Annotated in this window: 16 protein-coding genes; 5 read left to right on the forward strand and 11 right to left on the reverse strand. The window is 73.6% G+C overall.

What is annotated here, in order from left to right:
• Nucleotides 1-136: 136 nt before the first annotated feature.
• From thpR to ACN260_RS26960, 5 genes are all read right to left on the reverse strand, one after another.
• Entirely contained in the window at nucleotides 137-709 is a 573-nt protein-coding gene (gene thpR, locus ACN260_RS26940) for an RNA 2',3'-cyclic phosphodiesterase (RefSeq protein WP_422753634.1), read from the reverse strand.
• The gene (locus ACN260_RS26945) at nucleotides 706-1,221 is read right to left on the reverse strand and encodes a hypothetical protein (protein ID WP_422753635.1); all 516 of its coding nucleotides are present in this window, start codon (nucleotides 1,219-1,221) and stop codon (nucleotides 706-708) included. The genes thpR and ACN260_RS26945 overlap by 4 nt, the downstream gene beginning before the upstream one ends.
• Nucleotides 1,222-1,313: 92 nt before the next feature.
• Complete coding sequence (locus ACN260_RS26950) at nucleotides 1,314-2,618, reverse strand: MFS transporter (protein WP_422753636.1); 1,305 nt, start codon at nucleotides 2,616-2,618, stop codon at nucleotides 1,314-1,316.
• A 66-nt stretch (nucleotides 2,619-2,684) separates the two neighbouring features.
• On the reverse strand, nucleotides 2,685-3,134 hold the full coding sequence (locus ACN260_RS26955; protein ID WP_204925864.1) for a MarR family winged helix-turn-helix transcriptional regulator: 450 nt from the start codon (nucleotides 3,132-3,134) through the stop codon (nucleotides 2,685-2,687).
• Nucleotides 3,135-3,260: 126 nt separating this feature from the next.
• Entirely contained in the window at nucleotides 3,261-4,739 is a 1,479-nt protein-coding gene (locus tag ACN260_RS26960) for an NCS2 family permease (protein ID WP_422753637.1), read from the reverse strand.
• A gap of 89 nt (nucleotides 4,740-4,828) precedes the next feature.
• Here ACN260_RS26960 and ACN260_RS26965 point away from each other — a divergent pair, with 89 nt between their 5' ends.
• Entirely contained in the window at nucleotides 4,829-5,086 is a 258-nt protein-coding gene (locus ACN260_RS26965) for a DUF2530 domain-containing protein (RefSeq protein WP_422753638.1), read from the forward strand.
• Nucleotides 5,087-5,098: 12 nt separating this feature from the next.
• Here the strand turns inward: ACN260_RS26965 and ACN260_RS26970 are convergent, their stop codons facing one another.
• Nucleotides 5,099-5,935, reverse strand: coding sequence for a DUF3027 domain-containing protein (locus ACN260_RS26970; protein WP_422753639.1), 837 nt, complete (start codon nucleotides 5,933-5,935; stop codon nucleotides 5,099-5,101).
• 86 nt (nucleotides 5,936-6,021) lie between these two features.
• Between ACN260_RS26970 and ACN260_RS26975 the strand changes: the two genes are divergently transcribed.
• A complete protein-coding gene (locus ACN260_RS26975; RefSeq protein WP_422753640.1) occupies nucleotides 6,022-7,719 on the forward strand; it encodes an MFS transporter in 1,698 nt (565 codons plus the stop codon).
• Entirely contained in the window at nucleotides 7,716-8,366 is a 651-nt protein-coding gene (locus ACN260_RS26980; protein WP_422753641.1) for a futalosine hydrolase, read from the forward strand. The genes ACN260_RS26975 and ACN260_RS26980 overlap by 4 nt, the downstream gene beginning before the upstream one ends.
• A gap of 54 nt (nucleotides 8,367-8,420) precedes the next feature.
• On the opposite strand, the gene ACN260_RS26985 is transcribed toward ACN260_RS26980, so the two are convergent.
• Entirely contained in the window at nucleotides 8,421-9,347 is a 927-nt protein-coding gene (locus ACN260_RS26985; RefSeq protein WP_422753642.1) for a GNAT family N-acetyltransferase, read from the reverse strand.
• A 712-nt stretch (nucleotides 9,348-10,059) separates the two neighbouring features.
• Between ACN260_RS26985 and ACN260_RS26990 the strand changes: the two genes are divergently transcribed.
• Nucleotides 10,060-10,896 (forward strand): 1,4-dihydroxy-6-naphthoate synthase, encoded by an 837-nt coding sequence (locus ACN260_RS26990; protein WP_422753643.1) that lies wholly within the window; start codon nucleotides 10,060-10,062, stop codon nucleotides 10,894-10,896.
• On the opposite strand, the gene ACN260_RS26995 is transcribed toward ACN260_RS26990, so the two are convergent.
• On the reverse strand, nucleotides 10,857-11,243 hold the full coding sequence (locus tag ACN260_RS26995; RefSeq protein ID WP_088643517.1) for a cold-shock protein: 387 nt from the start codon (nucleotides 11,241-11,243) through the stop codon (nucleotides 10,857-10,859). The two genes, ACN260_RS26990 and ACN260_RS26995, sit on opposite strands and share 40 nt — an antisense overlap.
• 29 nt (nucleotides 11,244-11,272) lie before the next feature.
• Nucleotides 11,273-11,896 carry an HAD family hydrolase gene (locus ACN260_RS27000; RefSeq protein ID WP_422753644.1) on the reverse strand — a complete coding sequence of 208 codons (624 nt, stop codon included), beginning with the start codon at nucleotides 11,894-11,896 and terminating at the stop codon, nucleotides 11,273-11,275.
• An 83-nt stretch (nucleotides 11,897-11,979) separates the two neighbouring features.
• Here ACN260_RS27000 and ACN260_RS27005 point away from each other — a divergent pair, with 83 nt between their 5' ends.
• Nucleotides 11,980-14,442, forward strand: coding sequence for a helicase-associated domain-containing protein (locus ACN260_RS27005; RefSeq protein WP_422753645.1), 2,463 nt, complete (start codon nucleotides 11,980-11,982; stop codon nucleotides 14,440-14,442).
• A gap of 28 nt (nucleotides 14,443-14,470) precedes the next feature.
• Here the strand turns inward: ACN260_RS27005 and ACN260_RS27010 are convergent, their stop codons facing one another.
• Both ACN260_RS27010 and ACN260_RS27015 read right to left on the reverse strand, forming a co-directional pair.
• Complete coding sequence (locus ACN260_RS27010; protein WP_422756840.1) at nucleotides 14,471-14,704, reverse strand: hypothetical protein; 234 nt, start codon at nucleotides 14,702-14,704, stop codon at nucleotides 14,471-14,473.
• 161 nt (nucleotides 14,705-14,865) lie between these two features.
• The gene (locus ACN260_RS27015) at nucleotides 14,866-15,753 is read right to left on the reverse strand and encodes a L,D-transpeptidase family protein (protein ID WP_422753646.1); all 888 of its coding nucleotides are present in this window, start codon (nucleotides 15,751-15,753) and stop codon (nucleotides 14,866-14,868) included.
• Between the last annotated feature and the right edge of the window lie 51 nt (nucleotides 15,754-15,804).

A 15,804-nucleotide genomic window follows, 5' to 3' on the forward strand; every position in this document is an offset into this window, starting at 1 on the left:
CGATGCTCCCACCGGGCGCCCCCGGCTCGTGATGATCAACTCAACGGGGGCGATGTGGCGGTTTCCGAGCGCCAGGTCACCGCTATGTCGCCCCCGTCGCGCCGGGGCAGCGCATCCGGCGGGACAGGCGGCGCGGTCACAGAGGCCAGGTGGTCAGGGGGGTGTGGCGGGGGCCGGGGCGGCTGTGGACGAGCACCAGGTCGGTGGCCGGCCACGACGGGCCGCGGTGGGCGTCGAGGGCGAGCCGGTCGGCCTCCACCTCGGCCGGGGTGAGCCGGCCCCCGGGGCGGGCCACCGTCAGGTGCGGGCGGAACGGCTTCCCGTCGTACGGCAGGCCGGCCCGGTCCAGCTCGGCACGGATCAGCCCGGCCAGGGTACGCAGCGCCGGCACCTCTCCCAGCAGGTCCACCCAGAGCACGGTGGAGCGGCCCTGGCCGAAGCAGCCCCCGCCGCCCAGCCGCAGCCGGGGCGGATGCGTCCAACCGGCACGGGCGGTGGCGGCCGCCGCCGCGAGGGCACCCTGGACCTCGGGTAGTCGACCGGGTGCGACCTCGCCGAGGAAGGCCAGCGTGACGTGCAGGTGCGCCGGCCGTGCCAGTCGTACGTCGAGGCCGGCGGAGGTGGCCGCGCCCACCCGCAGCCGGACCGCCCGGGCGGTGAGGTCGGCGACGGCGGACGGCGGCGGGTAGACCGCGACGAAGAGTCTCACGCCCGCCGGTCACGGGAGCGGCGATCGGCGCGGGTGGCCGGCAGCCCCAGCCCCGCCCCCGCGAGCAGCCCCTCGACCCGGACCCGTTCGATCTCCCGGTCGACCCCGGACAGTTCGGCCAGGTGCTCGGCGATCCCCAACGCCCGGCAGGCGGCGCGCAGCCGGTCGTCGTACGCCTCGATCACCGAGCTGTGCCAGACCACCGAGCGGCCACCCGCGGCGAGCCGGTGCCGGCCGAGTCGGCGCAGGTCGGCGGCGAGGAGTTCGAGGGGGCGGCGGTCGGCCCGGTCCAGCTCGGTCAGGTCGAGGTCGCCGGTGACCGGATCGGTGGCGAGGGCCCGGTCGAGCCGGGCGATGGTGCGGCGTTCCCGGCGGCGTTCCCGCCACTCGGCCCAGCCGCAGGCCACCCGGTCGAGAATCTCGTCATAGCAGAAGACCAGGGCGAACGCCGCCGGCAGGCAGGCCACGGCGAGGATAGCCAGTACCAGCGTCAGTGCGCTCTCGCCTGCCACACCTCGACGCTAAGGCCCGCCGGGGCCGCGCGCCACCGCTTTGTTGCCATCTGAACGCTGTGCGTGGCCGCCCCCGGGGCGCACGGCACCGCTCACCGCCCGCTGGGGGTGAGCAGCCCGGTGCGGGACACCACGTAGAAGCGGGGCATGGGCAGCACCCGGAAGCGCAGCCGGGCACCGGAGCGGCGGAGCTGCCAGGTGAGCGCGAGCAGGGCGGTGGCCAGGGAGATGAGCCCACCCATCCAGATGCTCGCCCCGGCACCGAAGGTCTCGGCTACCCAGCCGACGATCGGCGCGCCGACCGGGTTGGTGCCCAGGAACACCAGCACCCACAGTGCCATCACCCGCCCCCGGAAGGCGGCGTCGGTGCCGAGCTGCACCCGCTGGTTGGCCGCCTGCGCGAAGAAGACCATGAAGAAGCCGGTCGGCAGGAGCAGGGTCACCACCAGCCAGTACGCCGGGGCGAGGCCGACCAGGGTGCCGAAGACCGCACAGCCGACGGCCGCGCCGAGCACCAGCCAGACCGAGGGGCGGCTGCGCCGGCCGGTCCCGGCGAGCGCCCCGACCAGCGCGCCGACCGCGAGTGCGGTGCTGAACAGGCCGAACGAGGCGGCGCCGGTGTGGAAGACCGTCTTGGCCAGCGCGGCGAGGGTGAGCTGGAAGTTGAACAGCGACATCCCGATCACCGACATGACCACCATCGGCAGCAGCAGGTCGGGGCGGCTGCGGACGTAGCGCAGCCCGTCGACGACCTTGGCCGAGTCCCGTTCGCCGAGCGGCGGGAGTTCCTTGCGGTACAGCTCGGCCGGCCGCATCCGGACCACGTTGGCCAGTGGCGCGACGGAGCTGACGGCGGTGAACAGGAAGACCGGGCCGACATCGAAGGCGGCGATGGCCAGGCCGGCGACGGCGGGGCCGATGATCCGGGCCGAGTTGAACACCGCCGCGTTGAGCGAGAGCGCGTTGGGCAGCAGGGTGGTGCCGACGAGTTCACTGACGAAAGCCTGCCGGACCGGGGTCTCCACCGCGTTGGCGATGCCGAGCAGGGCGGCGAACGCGAAGACGTGCCACAGCTCGACCAGGCCGGTGAGCACCAGCAGGCTCATCCCCAGCGCCAGCACCGTCCAGAAGGCGTTGGCGACGAAGAGCAGCATCCGCTTGTCGTACCGGTCGGCGAGCCGGCCGGAGAGCAGGGTGAGCAGCAGGACCGGGGTGAACTGGAGGGCCGTCACCACCCCGAGCGCGGTGGCGGAGTTGTCCGAAAGCTCAAGGACGAGCCAGTCCTGGGCGATGAACATCATCCAGACGCCGATCAGTTTGATCAGCTGTCCGGTGGCGAAGAGTCGGTAGTTGCGGACTCGTAGGGACTGGAACATCGTGCTCAGCTTCGCCTGCACTCTTGGTGCGCCTCCTCGGGCCAGGTACGCGTCATCGACGGCGGACGGCGCGGACCCGGTGGGGCGTCAGGCGCGGGCGAGCTGCTGGAGGATGTCGGCGGCCCGCCGTAGCGTGTCGCGTTCGTCCTCCGTGAGCGCGGCCAGCCGGCTCGCCAGCCACTCGTTGCGGGCCCGCTCGAACTGGTCGAGCACGGCCCGGCCTCCCTCGGTGGCCGCCAGGATGACCTGCCGGCCGTCGGTCGGGTGGGGGGTGCGCTGCACGAGGCCGCGCTCCTCCAGCTTCGCGACGATCTTGGTCATCGTCGGTGGCTGGACCCGTTCGACGTCGGCCAGTTCCCGGGGCGTCAGCGCGCCCGCCAGCCGGAGGCTGGTGAGCGCGGAGAGCTGGGTGACCGTCAGGTCGCCGACCGGGCGGGCCTGCCGGACCCGCCGGTTGAGTCGGGTGATCGCATCACGCAGCTGGGGTGCCAGCTGCGCCGGTGGCACGCGGTTCGCCGTCACCGTCCGCTCCGTCACAGTCGTTAGCCTAACTAATGAGCCTGGCTAATGACATGCCATATGACCATGCTCACGAGGGGGAATGCCGCCGCCCCGGGCCGGGCATCCCGAAGGGTCACCCGGCCCGCAGGCCGACGGGTGGAGCTACATCAACGCCGACTCGATCGGCCCCCGCAGGAAGTAGAGCACGAACAGCACCGCCACCGCGTAGAGCAGCGGATGCACCTCCCGCGCCTTCCCCCTGGCCAGCTTGAGCACCACGTAGCTGATGATGCCCGCGCCGATGCCGTTGGAGATCGAGTAGGTGAACGGCATCAGGGTGATGGTGAGGAACGCCGGGATCGCGATCTCGTAGTCGGTCCAGTCGATCGTCCGCACCGCGGTCATCATCAGGAACCCGACCACCACCAGCGCCGTCGAGGCCGCCTCGAACGGCACCACCGTGGACAGCGGCGACAGGAACATCGCCAGCAGGAACAGCGCGCCGGTGACCAGGTTGGCCACCCCGGTCCGGGCACCCTCCGCGACCCCCGAGGCACTCTCGATGTACGACGTGTTGCTGGACACGCTCGCCGCGCCACCCGCCGCCGCGGCGATGGAGTCGACCAGCAGGATCTCCTTCGCCCGGGGCGGGGTGCCCTGCCCGTCGAGCATGTCCCCCTCCTGGCCGATCGCGACCATCGTGCCCATCGTGTCGAAGAAGTCCGTGATCAACAGGGTGAAGACGAACATCAGCGGGATCAGCCAGCCGGCCCGGCTCCACGAGCCCAGCACGTTGAAGTTGCCCAGCAGCGACAGGTCGGGAATGTCGACGAGCCGCTCGGGCAGCTTCGGCACGTTCAGCGACCAGCCCTCGGGGTTGGGCTTGCCGTCGACGAAGGACGGGCCCACCTTGGCGACCGCCTCCACGATGATCGCCAGCATGGTCGAGGCCAGGATGCCGATCAGGATCGCGCCGCGTACCCGACGTACCACCAGCACCAACGTGACCAGCAGGCCCACCACGAAGACCAGCATCGGCCAACTGACGATCTTGCCGTTGATGCCGAGGCCCACCGGCACGGTGCTGTTCGCCGCGTCCGGTACCCGCCTGACGAAACCGGCGTCGACCAGCCCGATGATGGTCAGGAACAACCCGATGCCGACCCCGATCGCGGTCTTGAGCTGCGTCGGGACCGAACGGAACACCGCCGTACGCAGGCCGGTGAGCACGAGGATCGCGATGAGCACACCCTCGATCACCACCAGCCCCATCGCGTCCGCCCAGGTCATCTGCGGGGCGATCTCGAACGCGACGAGCGCGTTCACCCCCAGACCGGCGGCCAGCGCCATCGGGAACCGCCCGACGACCCCCATCAGGATCGTCATCAGGCCCGCCACCAGCGCGGTCGCGGCGGCCAGGGCGGGGATCGAGAGCTTCTTGCCGTCACCGTCGGCGGCCCCGCCCAGGATCAACGGGTTCAACACCACGATGTACGCCATCGTGAAGAAGGTCGCCAGGCCACCCCGTACCTCGCGGCTCATCGTCGAGCCACGGGCGGAGACCTCGAAGAACCGGTCGAAACCGTTCCGGGGTTGAGCGGGATCAGAGGGAATGCCGTTGTCCGGCGGCGCAATGGCCATCAGGTCCTCGCAAATGATCTACCGTTGTCGCGCGCATCGTCCCAGATCAGCGGCGGGCCGGGAAAGTACTTCGCGGTACGCTTCTGCCCGTGCCGCAGGAGCAACCACCCCGACCCGAACCACTCGACCCGCCGATGGTCCCGTTCGCCGTCGCCGGGCTGATCGCCTGGGCGGTGGCCGGGCTCCTCCTGCTGGTCTTCTTCCGTGGGTGGCTCACCGAACACGGCCACCAGGACTGGCTCTGGACCTGTCTGGCCGGGTTCCTGTGGGGCTTTCCCGGTCTGGTGACGATGATGCGGCACGACGCCCACCGGCGTCGGCGTCGGGAATCCGCCCCCGGGGGCTGACAGGCAGGCCGATCAGGCGGGGTCGGTCGACTCCACCGGCGCCGGCTCGTCGGCCGTGGGCGCGACGTCCACCGTCATCGACTCGACCGCACTGTCGTCGTACACCGTCGGAAGCTCGTCGACCACCGGCTCGGGAGTCTCCACCAGGGTCTCCGAGTGCGCGCCGCAGCCGTGGTCGGCGCTGACCACCCGACCGTCGTCCGGGGCGTAGAAGTTGCCGCAGGCCCCGAACGCCTGCCGGAGCGCACCGGCCAGCGGCAGGTAGAAGCCGCACGTGCCGCAGCGGGCCGACGCGGGGGCGGCGGTGGAGATCGGCGCCGACGGGCCGTGGTCGCCGTCGTACCAGCGTTGGGCCGCCTCGGCCCGTCCCTCGCGGGACAGCACCCGGGGGCGGCCCAGGCCCAACTCCCAGGAGGTCTCCTCGACGGCAGGGTCGTCGGAGAGCAGGTAGCCGGGGGCGAGCCGGTCGTCGTCCGACGGGGTGGGCAGCAGGTCACCGGGGCCGAGGTCACCCGGCTGGAGGCGTTCCTGCCAGGGCAGCCAGCCCGGCGCGAGCAGCGCGTCGGAGCCGGGCAGCAGCACCGTCTCACAGACGGTGACCTGCCGGCTGCGCGGCACCCGGGTGACCGTCACCGCCCAGCGCCAGCCCCGGTAGCCACCGAGCAGACACTCGAAATAGTGGGTGACGACCCGGTCGCCCTCGGCGACGGCCCGCAGGTGGTCGCCGATGTCGGAGGGCTCCACCTCGGTGATCGCGTCGCGGGCCACCTCGACGGCGGCGGCGCAGACCTGGTCGAGGCGGGCGGCACGGGCGGGAGCGGGCCTGGTCACCCGACCATTGTTCCCCATGCGCGCCGCGCGCCGACAGGCACTCCCCGAGTGAGTCTTCCCCTCAGGTGCGGCGTAGCTGGAGCAGATGGGCAAGGATGGTGCACATGCCGCTGTTCTCCCGCTCCGGGTCGTCCGTCCTGGGACGGACCGTCGGCACCGGCATCCGCGCCACCCGCCTGCTGCTACGCGGCTCGGTCAACGGCGGACGCTGGGTGACCCGCCGCGCCGGCTCGGCCCGCGCGCGGGGGGCCGGCGGCGAGGCCGGCATGGTCCGCCTGTTCGACCTGCACGCCGTCTCCTGCGCCGGGGACACGTTGATCGCCATCGGCCTGGCCGGGACCATCTTCTTCGACGTCCCGCTCGGCGAGGCCCGCAGCAAGGTCGCGCTCTACCTCCTGGTCACGATGGTGCCGTTCGCGATGCTGGCCCCCGTGGTCGGTCCGCTGCTCGACCATTTCCGACACGGCCGCCGGTACGCGCTCGCCACCACCATGCTCGGCCGGGCCTTCCTCGCCTGGCTGATCTCCGACTACCTCGGCAGCCTCGGGCTCTATCCGGCCGCGTTCGGCGTGCTGGCGCTCTCCCGGGCGTACGGGGTGGCCCGGTCCGCCGCCGTACCCCGGCTGCTGCCGGAGGGGCTCGGGTTGTCCCAGGTGGGGGCGCGGGCCAGCGTCTACGGCACGGTGGCCGGGGCGCTGGTGGCCCCGCTGGGGCTTGCGGCGTTCTGGTTCGGGCCGCAGTGGCCGCTGCGGGTCGCCTCGGTCATCTTCCTGGTCGGCATGGTGATCGCGCTGCGGCTGCCGCCCCGGGCGGACTCCGAGCCGCCCGAGCGGGTGCCCCGACCGCTGCGGGCGCTGCGCCGCAAGGGCGACCGTCCGCTGGGCCGGGGGCGACCGGCGGGCCGGCTGGTGATCGCCACTCTGATCGGGGCGGCGGGGCTCCGCGCGCTCTACGGCTTCCTCCTGCTCTTCCTGGCGTTCGCGCTGAAGAAGGGGGACCTGACCAACGACCTGTTCGGCCGGGAACTCAACGACCAGGCGGCGCTGGGCCTGATCGGCGGGGCACTGGCGGTGGGCGGGTTCCTGGCCACCGCGGTCGGCACCCGGCTGCGCATCCACCGGCCGGCGGCCATCCAGTCCAGCACGATGATCATCGTGGCCGGGGTGGGCATCCTGACCGTGTTGAAGTTCTCGCTGCCGATGGTGGCACTGTTCTGCCTGGTCGCCGCCCTGTCCAGCGGGATCGCCAAGCTCGCCGTCGACGCCTCGATCCAGGAACGGATCCCCGAACGGCTGCGGGCCAGTTCCTTTGCCCACTCGGAGACCGTTCTGATGCTCGCCTTCGTCGCCGGGGGTGGGCTCGGTCTCGTGCCGTTCGAGGGTCGGATCGGCATCGCGGTCGCCGCCGGGGTGGGTGTCCTCGCCGCCGTCCGGGGGGTCGTCGTGGCCGGGCGGCTCCGCGCCCAGCGACTGCTCGGCCGGCCGCTCACCGACGAGGAGTTGGCCGCCCACGACCAGGCCGACACCGCCACCGACGAGGCCCGCCGCGCCCGCCCCGACCCCGTAGATCCGACCGACCCCGCCGACGGTACGGGCGGGGCCGCCGACGACGCGGCGGCCGAGGCGGCGGCCCGTGCCGCCCCCACCTCACCGGCACCGAGCGGGGCGGGCGACTCCGGGCATTCCGCCGACGGGCTGGCCCCGCCGGGGTACCACATCTACCGGCCGTCCTCGGCCGTGACGGGCAGCGGCAGCGGTGTCGACGACGACCAGCGACGGCAGTCGCCGGGGTCGGTGTCGTGACGGGCCTGCTGGTGCTGACCGCCGTACCGGCCGAGGCGGAGGCCGTCCGGGCCGGGCTTACCGATCCGACGGTGACCGTCCGCACGATCGGTGTGGGTCCGGCCGTGGCCGGTGCCACCACGGCCCGGATGCTGGCCCTCGCCGAGGCTGCCGGCCGCCCTTACCGCGCGGTGGTCAGCGCCGGGATCGCCGGCGGTTTCGTCGGCCGCGCCCCGGTCGGCGCCACGGTGCTCGCCTCCCGCAGCGTCGCCGCGGACCTCGGGGCCGAGTCGCCGACGGGCTTCATCCCCGTCGACGAGTTGGGCATGCCCCCGGAGCTGCTCGGTGGCGGTCCCACCATCGACGTCGATCCGACACTGCTGGGCGCGCTGCGCGCCGCCCTCCCGCGGGCGGTCGTCGGGGCGGTGCTGACGGTCGGCACGGTCACCGGCACGGCCGCGAGCACCACCGCCCTGACCGACCGGCACCCCGACGCGGTGGCCGAGGCCATGGAGGGGTACGCGGTGGCGGTCGCCGCCACACAGGCCGGCCTTCCCTTCGCCGAGCTGCGTACCGTCTCGAACCCCGTCGGCCCCCGGGACCGCGACGGCTGGCGGATGCGGGAGGCGTTCACCGCCCTGACCGAGGCGGCCCGCGCGCTGTCCTGAGACGCGCCCGAGAGCGGCCGGGCGGTTGCATCAGTCTGGACGGCCGGACGGTGGCTACGGCGGTCGGGATGGCCGGGGCGCAGGACCGGCCGGGCGTTCCAGGGCCATGGCGAGGGGGCGGGCGGGCCCCACCCGGAACCCGCAGGCCGACAGGAAGCGGATGGCGATGTGCTCCTCGACCACCGTGCGGACCAGGCCGATGCCCGTCTCGTCCATCCGCTGAGCCATGGCCGCCACCAGCCGGTCACCGATGCCGATCCGGCGGTGCCCGGCCGCGACCAGCACCCCGTCGAGTACGAGTTCACGCGGCCAGTCCCAGTCGTCCCCATAAACCAGGTGCAGGTCCCGCTCGTGGGCGCGCAGCTCCCCCAGAAGGGTGCCGTCGGGCAGCTCGGCCACGAACCGCCATGCGGTCGCCGGCCGCCCGTCACCCTCCACCCACCGGACCCTGACGTCCCGTCGGACCTGCTCCGCCGCCCGCCGCCGGTCCCGGTGTCTCCGGTTCCGTTCGTACGCCGCCGGCGGCAACCGCAGCGGCCACAACGGGGGCGGCAAGTTGTACCAGTCCGCCCACCAGGCACCCGGCCAGTCCTTCGGTTCCCGCACCGGCCAGACGTCGAGGTGGGCCGGATAGCGCCGCCCGGCGGTGTCCCGCATGTCGTCGTGCGGCACCGGCGGCAGCGCACAGGTCACCCCGGCAGCCGACGCCACGGTCGGGGCGGTGGTCGGGGCGGTGGTCGGGGCCACCGACGACGCCGGCTCGACAGGCAGTGCCACCGTCAGGGTCCCGCCGACCGCCCGCACCAGGCGCTCGACCGTGTGGAACCGTGGGTCGGTCGCCCTGCCGGACTCGATCCGGGCAATGGTCGCCTGGGGCACCCCGGCACGCCGGGCCAGTTCCCGCTGGCTAAGGTCGGCCACACGGCGCAGCGCGCGGACCGTCCGGCCCAGGTCGGCCAGCGGGGCATCCTCCGTCGTCACCCCGCCATGCTCCCGTTGCGTCGGCGCTGTTTCAACAGCCCTTCACCGACCTGTGGATAACCCTGTGGAAACCCGCTGGAGCTGGGGACAAGGTATCGAGGTCGCATCCTTTCGAGCTGATGACCTCACCGAATCACCAAGCCCACCGGGGCACCTGGACCACCGGGGCACCCGGACCACCGCGCCACCCGAACCACCCAGGCACCCGGACCACCGCGCCACCCGAACCACCCAGGCACCCGGACCACCGCGCCACCCGAACCACCCAGGCACCCGGACCACTGGGCCAACCATCCGGCAGGGCGGATGCCCAGACGCGGGAGCCGGTTCCTGAATCGCTGACGCCGTCAGATCGAAAGGACGCGTAGGAGTACTCCGACCCCGCCTGGGTCTGCCCGGAAACTCCGACCCCGACCGACCCTGCGGAACGATCGGAGCATCCGGCCAGCAGCCCCGACCCGCCGAGCCGGGCCGAGGCCGGGGCCGGGGCCGGGCCGGGCCGGGGCCGAGCCGGGCCGGGCCGAGGCCGGGGCCGAGCCGGGCCGGGCCGAGGCCGGGGCCGAGCCGGGCCGGGCCGGGCCGAGCCGAGCCAGGGCACAGCGGCTCCGACCACAGCGGGCCGCCGACAGGACGAATGTCATCGGCAGGGGGCGGGATCACATCGGGGCGGGCGCGACGGGAGGACGGTCGGGAGCGGGGTTACCGTGGAACCGTGGCGCTCTCCCTGGCGATCTCGCCCTGCCCCAACGACACCTTCGTCTTCGACGCGCTGGTGCACGGCCGGGTGCCGGGTGCGCCGCCGGTCGAGGTGACCTTCGCCGACGTCGACGTCACCAACACCGCTGCCGAACGGGGCGCCTTCGATCTGGTGAAGGTCAGCTACGCCGCTCTCCCCTGGCTGCTCGACGACTACCACCTGCTGCCCTGCGGCGGCGCGCTCGGCCGTGGCTGCGGCCCACTCGTGCTCACCCGTGGGGAGGCCGACCGGGTCGACCTGGGCGGGGCCACGGTGGCGGTGCCCGGTGACCGGACCACGGCGTACCTGCTGTTCCGGCTCTGGTCGGCCGGACGGCCGCCGGCCCGGATCGAGATCGTCCCGTTCCACGAGATCATGCCGGGCGTCGCGGCCGGCCGGTACGACGCCGGGCTGGTGATCCACGAGGCCCGGTTCACCTACCACCGGCACGGGCTGACCGCGCTGGTGGACCTGGGCGAGTGGTGGGAGGCCGACACCGGCCTACCCATCCCGCTCGGGGCGATCCTGGCCCGCAAGGGTGTGGTGGACCCGGTGGCCGCCGCCGGTTGGGTCCGCGAGTCGGTACGCCAGGCGTGGGCCGACCCCTCGGCCAGCCGGGGGTACGTGCTCGCGCACGCGCAGGAGATGGAGGCCGACGTGGTGGACCGGCACATCGGCCTCTACGTCAACGAGTTCACCGCCGACCTGGGGGACGCGGGGTTCGCCGCCGTGGAGGCGCTGCTGGGCCGGGCCGCCGACGCCGGGCTGGTGCCTCAGACCTCCAGCTCGCGGGCCACCGCGTGGACCAGTTGAGCGATCTTCTGCGCGGTCTTCTTGTCGGGGAACCGGCCCCGGCGCAGATCCGGCTGGACCTTCGCCTCCAGCACCTTGATCATGTCCTCGACCAGGCCGTGCAGTTCCTCGGCCGGCCGGCGGCGCAGCTCGGCCATGGACGGTGGTGCGTCCAGCAGCTTGACCCCCATCGCCTGGGCGCCGCGCCGGCTGTCCACCACGCTGAAGTCGACCCGTTGCCCACCCTTGAGGTCGGTGACACCTGCCGGCAGCGCGCCCTTCGGCAGGAACACGTCGCCACCCTCGTCGCTGGTGACGAACCCGTATCCCTTGGCCGCGTCATACCACTTCACTCGCCCCGTCGGCACCTTGGAGACCCCTGCTTCACTCGATACGACTACTGCTCCAAGGCTAGCCCGATGATCCGGTCGAGCGCCGCCGGGAATCCGGTGAGGTCGTCGAGCACCACCTGCGCCCCGGCCGCGCGCAGGTCGTCCGCCGGGCAGGGGCCGGTGGCCACGCCCACGCCCGGGATGCCGGCCGCCCCGGCCGCCACCATGTCCGCCACGTGGTCACCGACGTAGAGGGCGGCACCGTGCTCCCGCAACGAGGTCGCCTTCTGCTCAGCGAAGAGGTCACCGGCCAACTCGTCGACCGCCAGCCCGAGGTGGTCCAGGTGCAGCCGGGCCAGCCGCCCGATCTTGGAGGTGACGACCATCACCCGTCCGCCGTGCGCGTGCACCGCCTCGACGGCCTCCCGGGCCCCGGGCATCGGCACCGACGGGGTGATCGCGTACGCCGGGTACAGCTCCCGGTAGAGCGTCACCGCCTCCTCGACCTGCTCGGCCGGAAACCAGTGGGCGAGTTCGGTGCGCAGCGGCGGGCCGAGCCGGGAGACCGCCAGCTCGGCGTCGACCGGCACACCCGTACGGGCGGTGAGGGCGCGGTAGGCGGCGGCGATGCCGGGGCGGGAGTCGATCAGGGTCATGTCGAGGTCGAACCCGACCATCAGCGCGGACATTCTGCGAAGGTACCCGGACAGGTCGCCCGGGCCGGACGTCCGGGCGGCGCGATCGGGCGCCAGCGGGCTAGCGTGGAACGACGATGACCACCTCACTCGCCGACCAGCTGCGTGCGCTGCCCGACGAGGCGCTCGCCGCGCTGCTCCAACTGCGGCCCGACCTCGTCGTGCCGGTGCCGGCCGACGTCTCCGCGCTCGCCCTGCGGGCCGAGTCGCGGGTGTCGGTCGCCCGCGCGCTCGACGGGCTGGACCAGTTCACCCTCCAGATCCTCGACGCCGCCCGGCTCACCCGGGACCCGTCGGAGGGCACCACCTCCACCGAGGCGGTCCTCGCCCTGGCCGCCGCCGGGCCGCACCCGCCCGCCCCGGCCACGGTCCGTGGCGCGGTCGACCGGCTCCGCGCCCGGTTCCTGCTGTACGGCCCGGAGCATGCGCTGCGGGTCACCGGCAGCGTGGACGAGCTCGCCCCGTACCCGGCGGGGCTGGGTCGACCGGCGGAGGAGCTGGACCTGCGGGCGGCGGCACTCTGCGCGGACGCCGCGAAACTGCGCCGGACGCTACTCGCCGCGCCCCCGTCGGCGCGGGCGATCCTGGACCGGCTCGCCGCCGGTCCACCGGTCGGCAGCGTGCCGCCCGGATCGCTGCAGGCGCCGGCGCTCGGTGCGGAGGACGACGTACCGCCCGACCCGACCAACGGTGGCGCCCCGACCGGGTCGCCGGTGCGCTGGCTGGTCGAGGCCCGGCTGCTGGTGGCGGTCTCCGCCGGGACGGTCGAGCTGCCCCGCGAGGTGGGACTGCTGCTGCGCCGGGACACCGGCCCGCTCGGACCGCTGCGGATCGACCCGCCGCCGGTCGCGGCACCGCCCCGGGAACCCAAGGCCGTCGACTCCGCCGGGGTCGGGCAGACCATGGAGGTGGTACGGCACACCGAGGCGCTGCTGGAGGCGCTGACCGCCGAGCCGGCACCGGTGCTGCGTTCCGGCGGGATCGGGGTACGCGACCTGCGCCGGTTGGCCCGTACGGTTTCCCTGGACGAGTCGACGACCGCGCTGCTGGTCGAGGTGGCGTACGCGGCAGGTCTCCTCGGCGAGCTTGATCTCCCCGCCGCCGCGAGCAGGTACGGCGGCGAACAGCAGGTGCTGCCCACCGGGGCGTACGAGGTGTGGCGGGCGGTGTCGCTGGCCCACCGCTGGGAGCAGCTGGCCCGCGCGTGGTTGACGATGAGCCGGCAGGCCGGTCTGGTGGGGCAGCGCGACGACCGGGACCGGCCGATCAGTGTGCTCTCCGCCGAGGCGGAACGGGCCGGCGCGCCGGCCGCCCGCCGGGCGGTGCTCGGGGTGCTGGCCGAGTTGGAACCGGCCACCGCCCCCACCGCCGAGGAGGTGCTGGCGCTGCTCGACTGGCGGGCACCCCGACGCAGCCGGGGGCGCGAGGCCGCACACCGGGAGGTGCTGACCGAGGCGGCCCGGCTGGGGGTGACCGGCCTCGGCGCGCTCACCTCGTACGGACGGCTCCTGCTCGCCGACGTGACGGACACCGACGATCGGGGTGGGGACGACCCGCTGGGGCTACGCTCCGACGTCGACAGCGGTGACCCGTCGGGCACGGTACGGGCGCTGGACGCCCTGCTTCCCGCGCCGGTCGACCACTTCCTGGTGCAGGCCGACCTGAGCGTGGTGGTGCCCGGCCCACCCGACCCGACCCTCGCCGCCGAACTGGAGACGGTGACCGAGCCGGAGTCGGCGGGTGGGGCCAGCGTCCACCGGGTCACCACGGCGAGCGTCCGGCGGGCCCTGGACTCCGGCTACACGGCCGACGATCTGCACGACCTGTTCCGCCGCCGGTCCCGTACCCCGATTCCGCAGGGGTTGACCTACCTGGTGGACGACGTGGCCCGTCAGCACGGTGGGCTGCGGGTCGGCTCCGCCGGCGGGTACGTGCGCAGCGACGACGAGGCGCTGCTCGCGGAGGTGCTGGCCGACCGGCGGTTGACGGCGTTGGCGTTCCGCCGGTTGGCCCCGACGGTGCTGTGCACCCCGTACCAGGTGGGACGGATGCTGACCGCGCTGCGTGACGCCGGGTATTCCCCGGTGCCCGAGGACGCCACCGGCACCACGGTGCTGGCCCGGCCCCGGGTGCGGCGGGCCCCGGCCCGGGTGCCGACCGGACGGGCGGTGGATCCGCTGGCCACGCCCCGGTTGGCGCTGCCCCGGCTGTTGGGTGTGGTGGAGCAGATCCGGCGGGGCGAGGCGGCGGCGCGGGCGGCCCGGCGGGCCCCGGCGGTGGTCCGCGGCGGTGCGGCCCGCGCGGCGGCCGGACCGATGCCCGCACACGGTCACGCCGAGGCGCTGGCGGTGCTCCAGCAGGCGGTCCGGGACAAGGCGCTGGTCTGGGTCGGCTACGTCGACGCCCACGGGGCGACGCTGTCCCGGCTGCTGCGGCCGGTGTCGATCGGTGCCGGCTACCTGCGTGCCGAGGACGAGCGGACGGAGATGCTGCACACCTTCGCCCTGCACCGGATCACCGCGGCCGTCCGGGAGAACTGACCGCCCGGCGGCGTCCGCCGCTGCGGCCTCAGCGGCGGCTGCGGCGGACGGTGCCGACGACGGAGACGACGAGCAGCAGGGCGAAGCCGGTGCCGGCGGCCTCACCGACCGAGTCGATGAAACCCTGCCGCTGCACCAGCCACCCGAAGAGGAACCACCCGACGACGGCGATCCCGGCGACGGCGTACCCGACCATGGTGGCCGTGGACACCTCGTCGGTCGGTGTCACCTGCTCGCCGTTCGCCGCGTCCTCGGCGATCATCTCGTGGTCGACGCTCATCCCAGCCCTCCCACCCCGTCCGGCCCCCGGCTTCCAGGGTGGCACCCGGTCGCCAGGACGGACAGGGGGAAATACCCCCGATCCGGCCCCTATGGACAACTGTCGAGGGGCCGGAGGCGAGACGGGCAGGGTGGACGGAAGGCTCAGGTGCCGGGGCGACGACCGACCAGGACCACCCGGGAGCCGACCTTGCCCAACTCCCACCAGCGCACCGCGTCGGCGTGCAGCAGGTTGACGCAGCCGTGCGAGCCGATCCCCGAGTTGTGCAGGTAGGTGGTGGTCTCGTGGAAGCCGATCCCGCCGTTGAAGCGCTGCCAGTAGGGCAGCCACACCTCGTACGGGTTGGACCACTCCTTCAGGTTGCGCAGGTTCACCTTGTACGTGCCGGCGGGGGTGGCGTACCCGGCCATCCCGGTCCGGGTGACGGTGGGCTTGGCGACCACCTTGCCGTCGCGCATCACCCAGGTGGTCTGCCGGGTCAGGTCGACGCAGAAGGTGGTGCCGGAGCCTGCGGAGCAGCGCTTGACGTCGGTGGTGGCCAGTCGCTTCGCCACGTCGAGCGTCAACGGGCCGGCCCGACCCTCGGCGGGGCGGATGTCGTACCGCTGCTGGAACTTCTTGATCGCGGCGCAGTCGGCGTCGGTCTGCCGGCCGTCCACGGTGACCGTGCCGAACCCGCCCAGCCGGGCCAGGTACGTCTCCACCTCACGCTGGTGCTCGCCCAGCTGGCAGCGGGTCTGGTTGGACTTCTGCGGGACGCGCGGGCGACGCCCGGTCGACGCCTTCGGGGTCTTGGTGGCGCGGACCTTCGGCTGCGGCTTCTCCCGGTGCCGGGGCTTCGTGCCGGACCCGGTCAGCTGGTCGGGCAGGGAGGAGGCACCCGCCCCCGTTACCTGTTCCGCACTGCCGACCGGGGCGAGCCCTCCTCCAGTGCCACCCGGATCGGCCTGCGGCACGGACGCACACCCACCGGCGCCGACCAGCATGACCATGGCCAGGGCGACGACCCGGGCTCTGTGGCGGACCTGCATAGTGTGCCTCCCCGGATCGGTCGTCCCACTGGTAGACGTGTGTCCCCCGGG

The sequence above is a fragment of the Micromonospora sp. WMMD708 genome, assembly GCF_049315245.1.
GTDB lineage: Bacteria > Actinomycetota > Actinomycetes > Mycobacteriales > Micromonosporaceae > Micromonospora > Micromonospora wenchangensis.

Coding starts and splice junctions, on each gene's coding strand:
- ACN260_RS26960 (WP_422753637.1), bottom strand. CDS start 4,739: ATGGCCATTGCGCCGCCGGACAACGGCATTCCCTCTGATCCCGCTCAA.
- ACN260_RS26970 (WP_422753639.1), bottom strand. CDS start 5,935: ATGGGGAACAATGGTCGGGTGACCAGGCCCGCTCCCGCCCGTGCCGCC.
- ACN260_RS26975 (WP_422753640.1), top strand. CDS start 6,022: ATGCCGCTGTTCTCCCGCTCCGGGTCGTCCGTCCTGGGACGGACCGTC.
- ACN260_RS27000 (WP_422753644.1), bottom strand. CDS start 11,896: ATGTCCGCGCTGATGGTCGGGTTCGACCTCGACATGACCCTGATCGAC.
- ACN260_RS27005 (WP_422753645.1), top strand. CDS start 11,980: ATGACCACCTCACTCGCCGACCAGCTGCGTGCGCTGCCCGACGAGGCG.
- ACN260_RS27010 (WP_422756840.1), bottom strand. CDS start 14,704: ATGATCGCCGAGGACGCGGCGAACGGCGAGCAGGTGACACCGACCGAC.
- ACN260_RS27015 (WP_422753646.1), bottom strand. CDS start 15,753: ATGCAGGTCCGCCACAGAGCCCGGGTCGTCGCCCTGGCCATGGTCATG.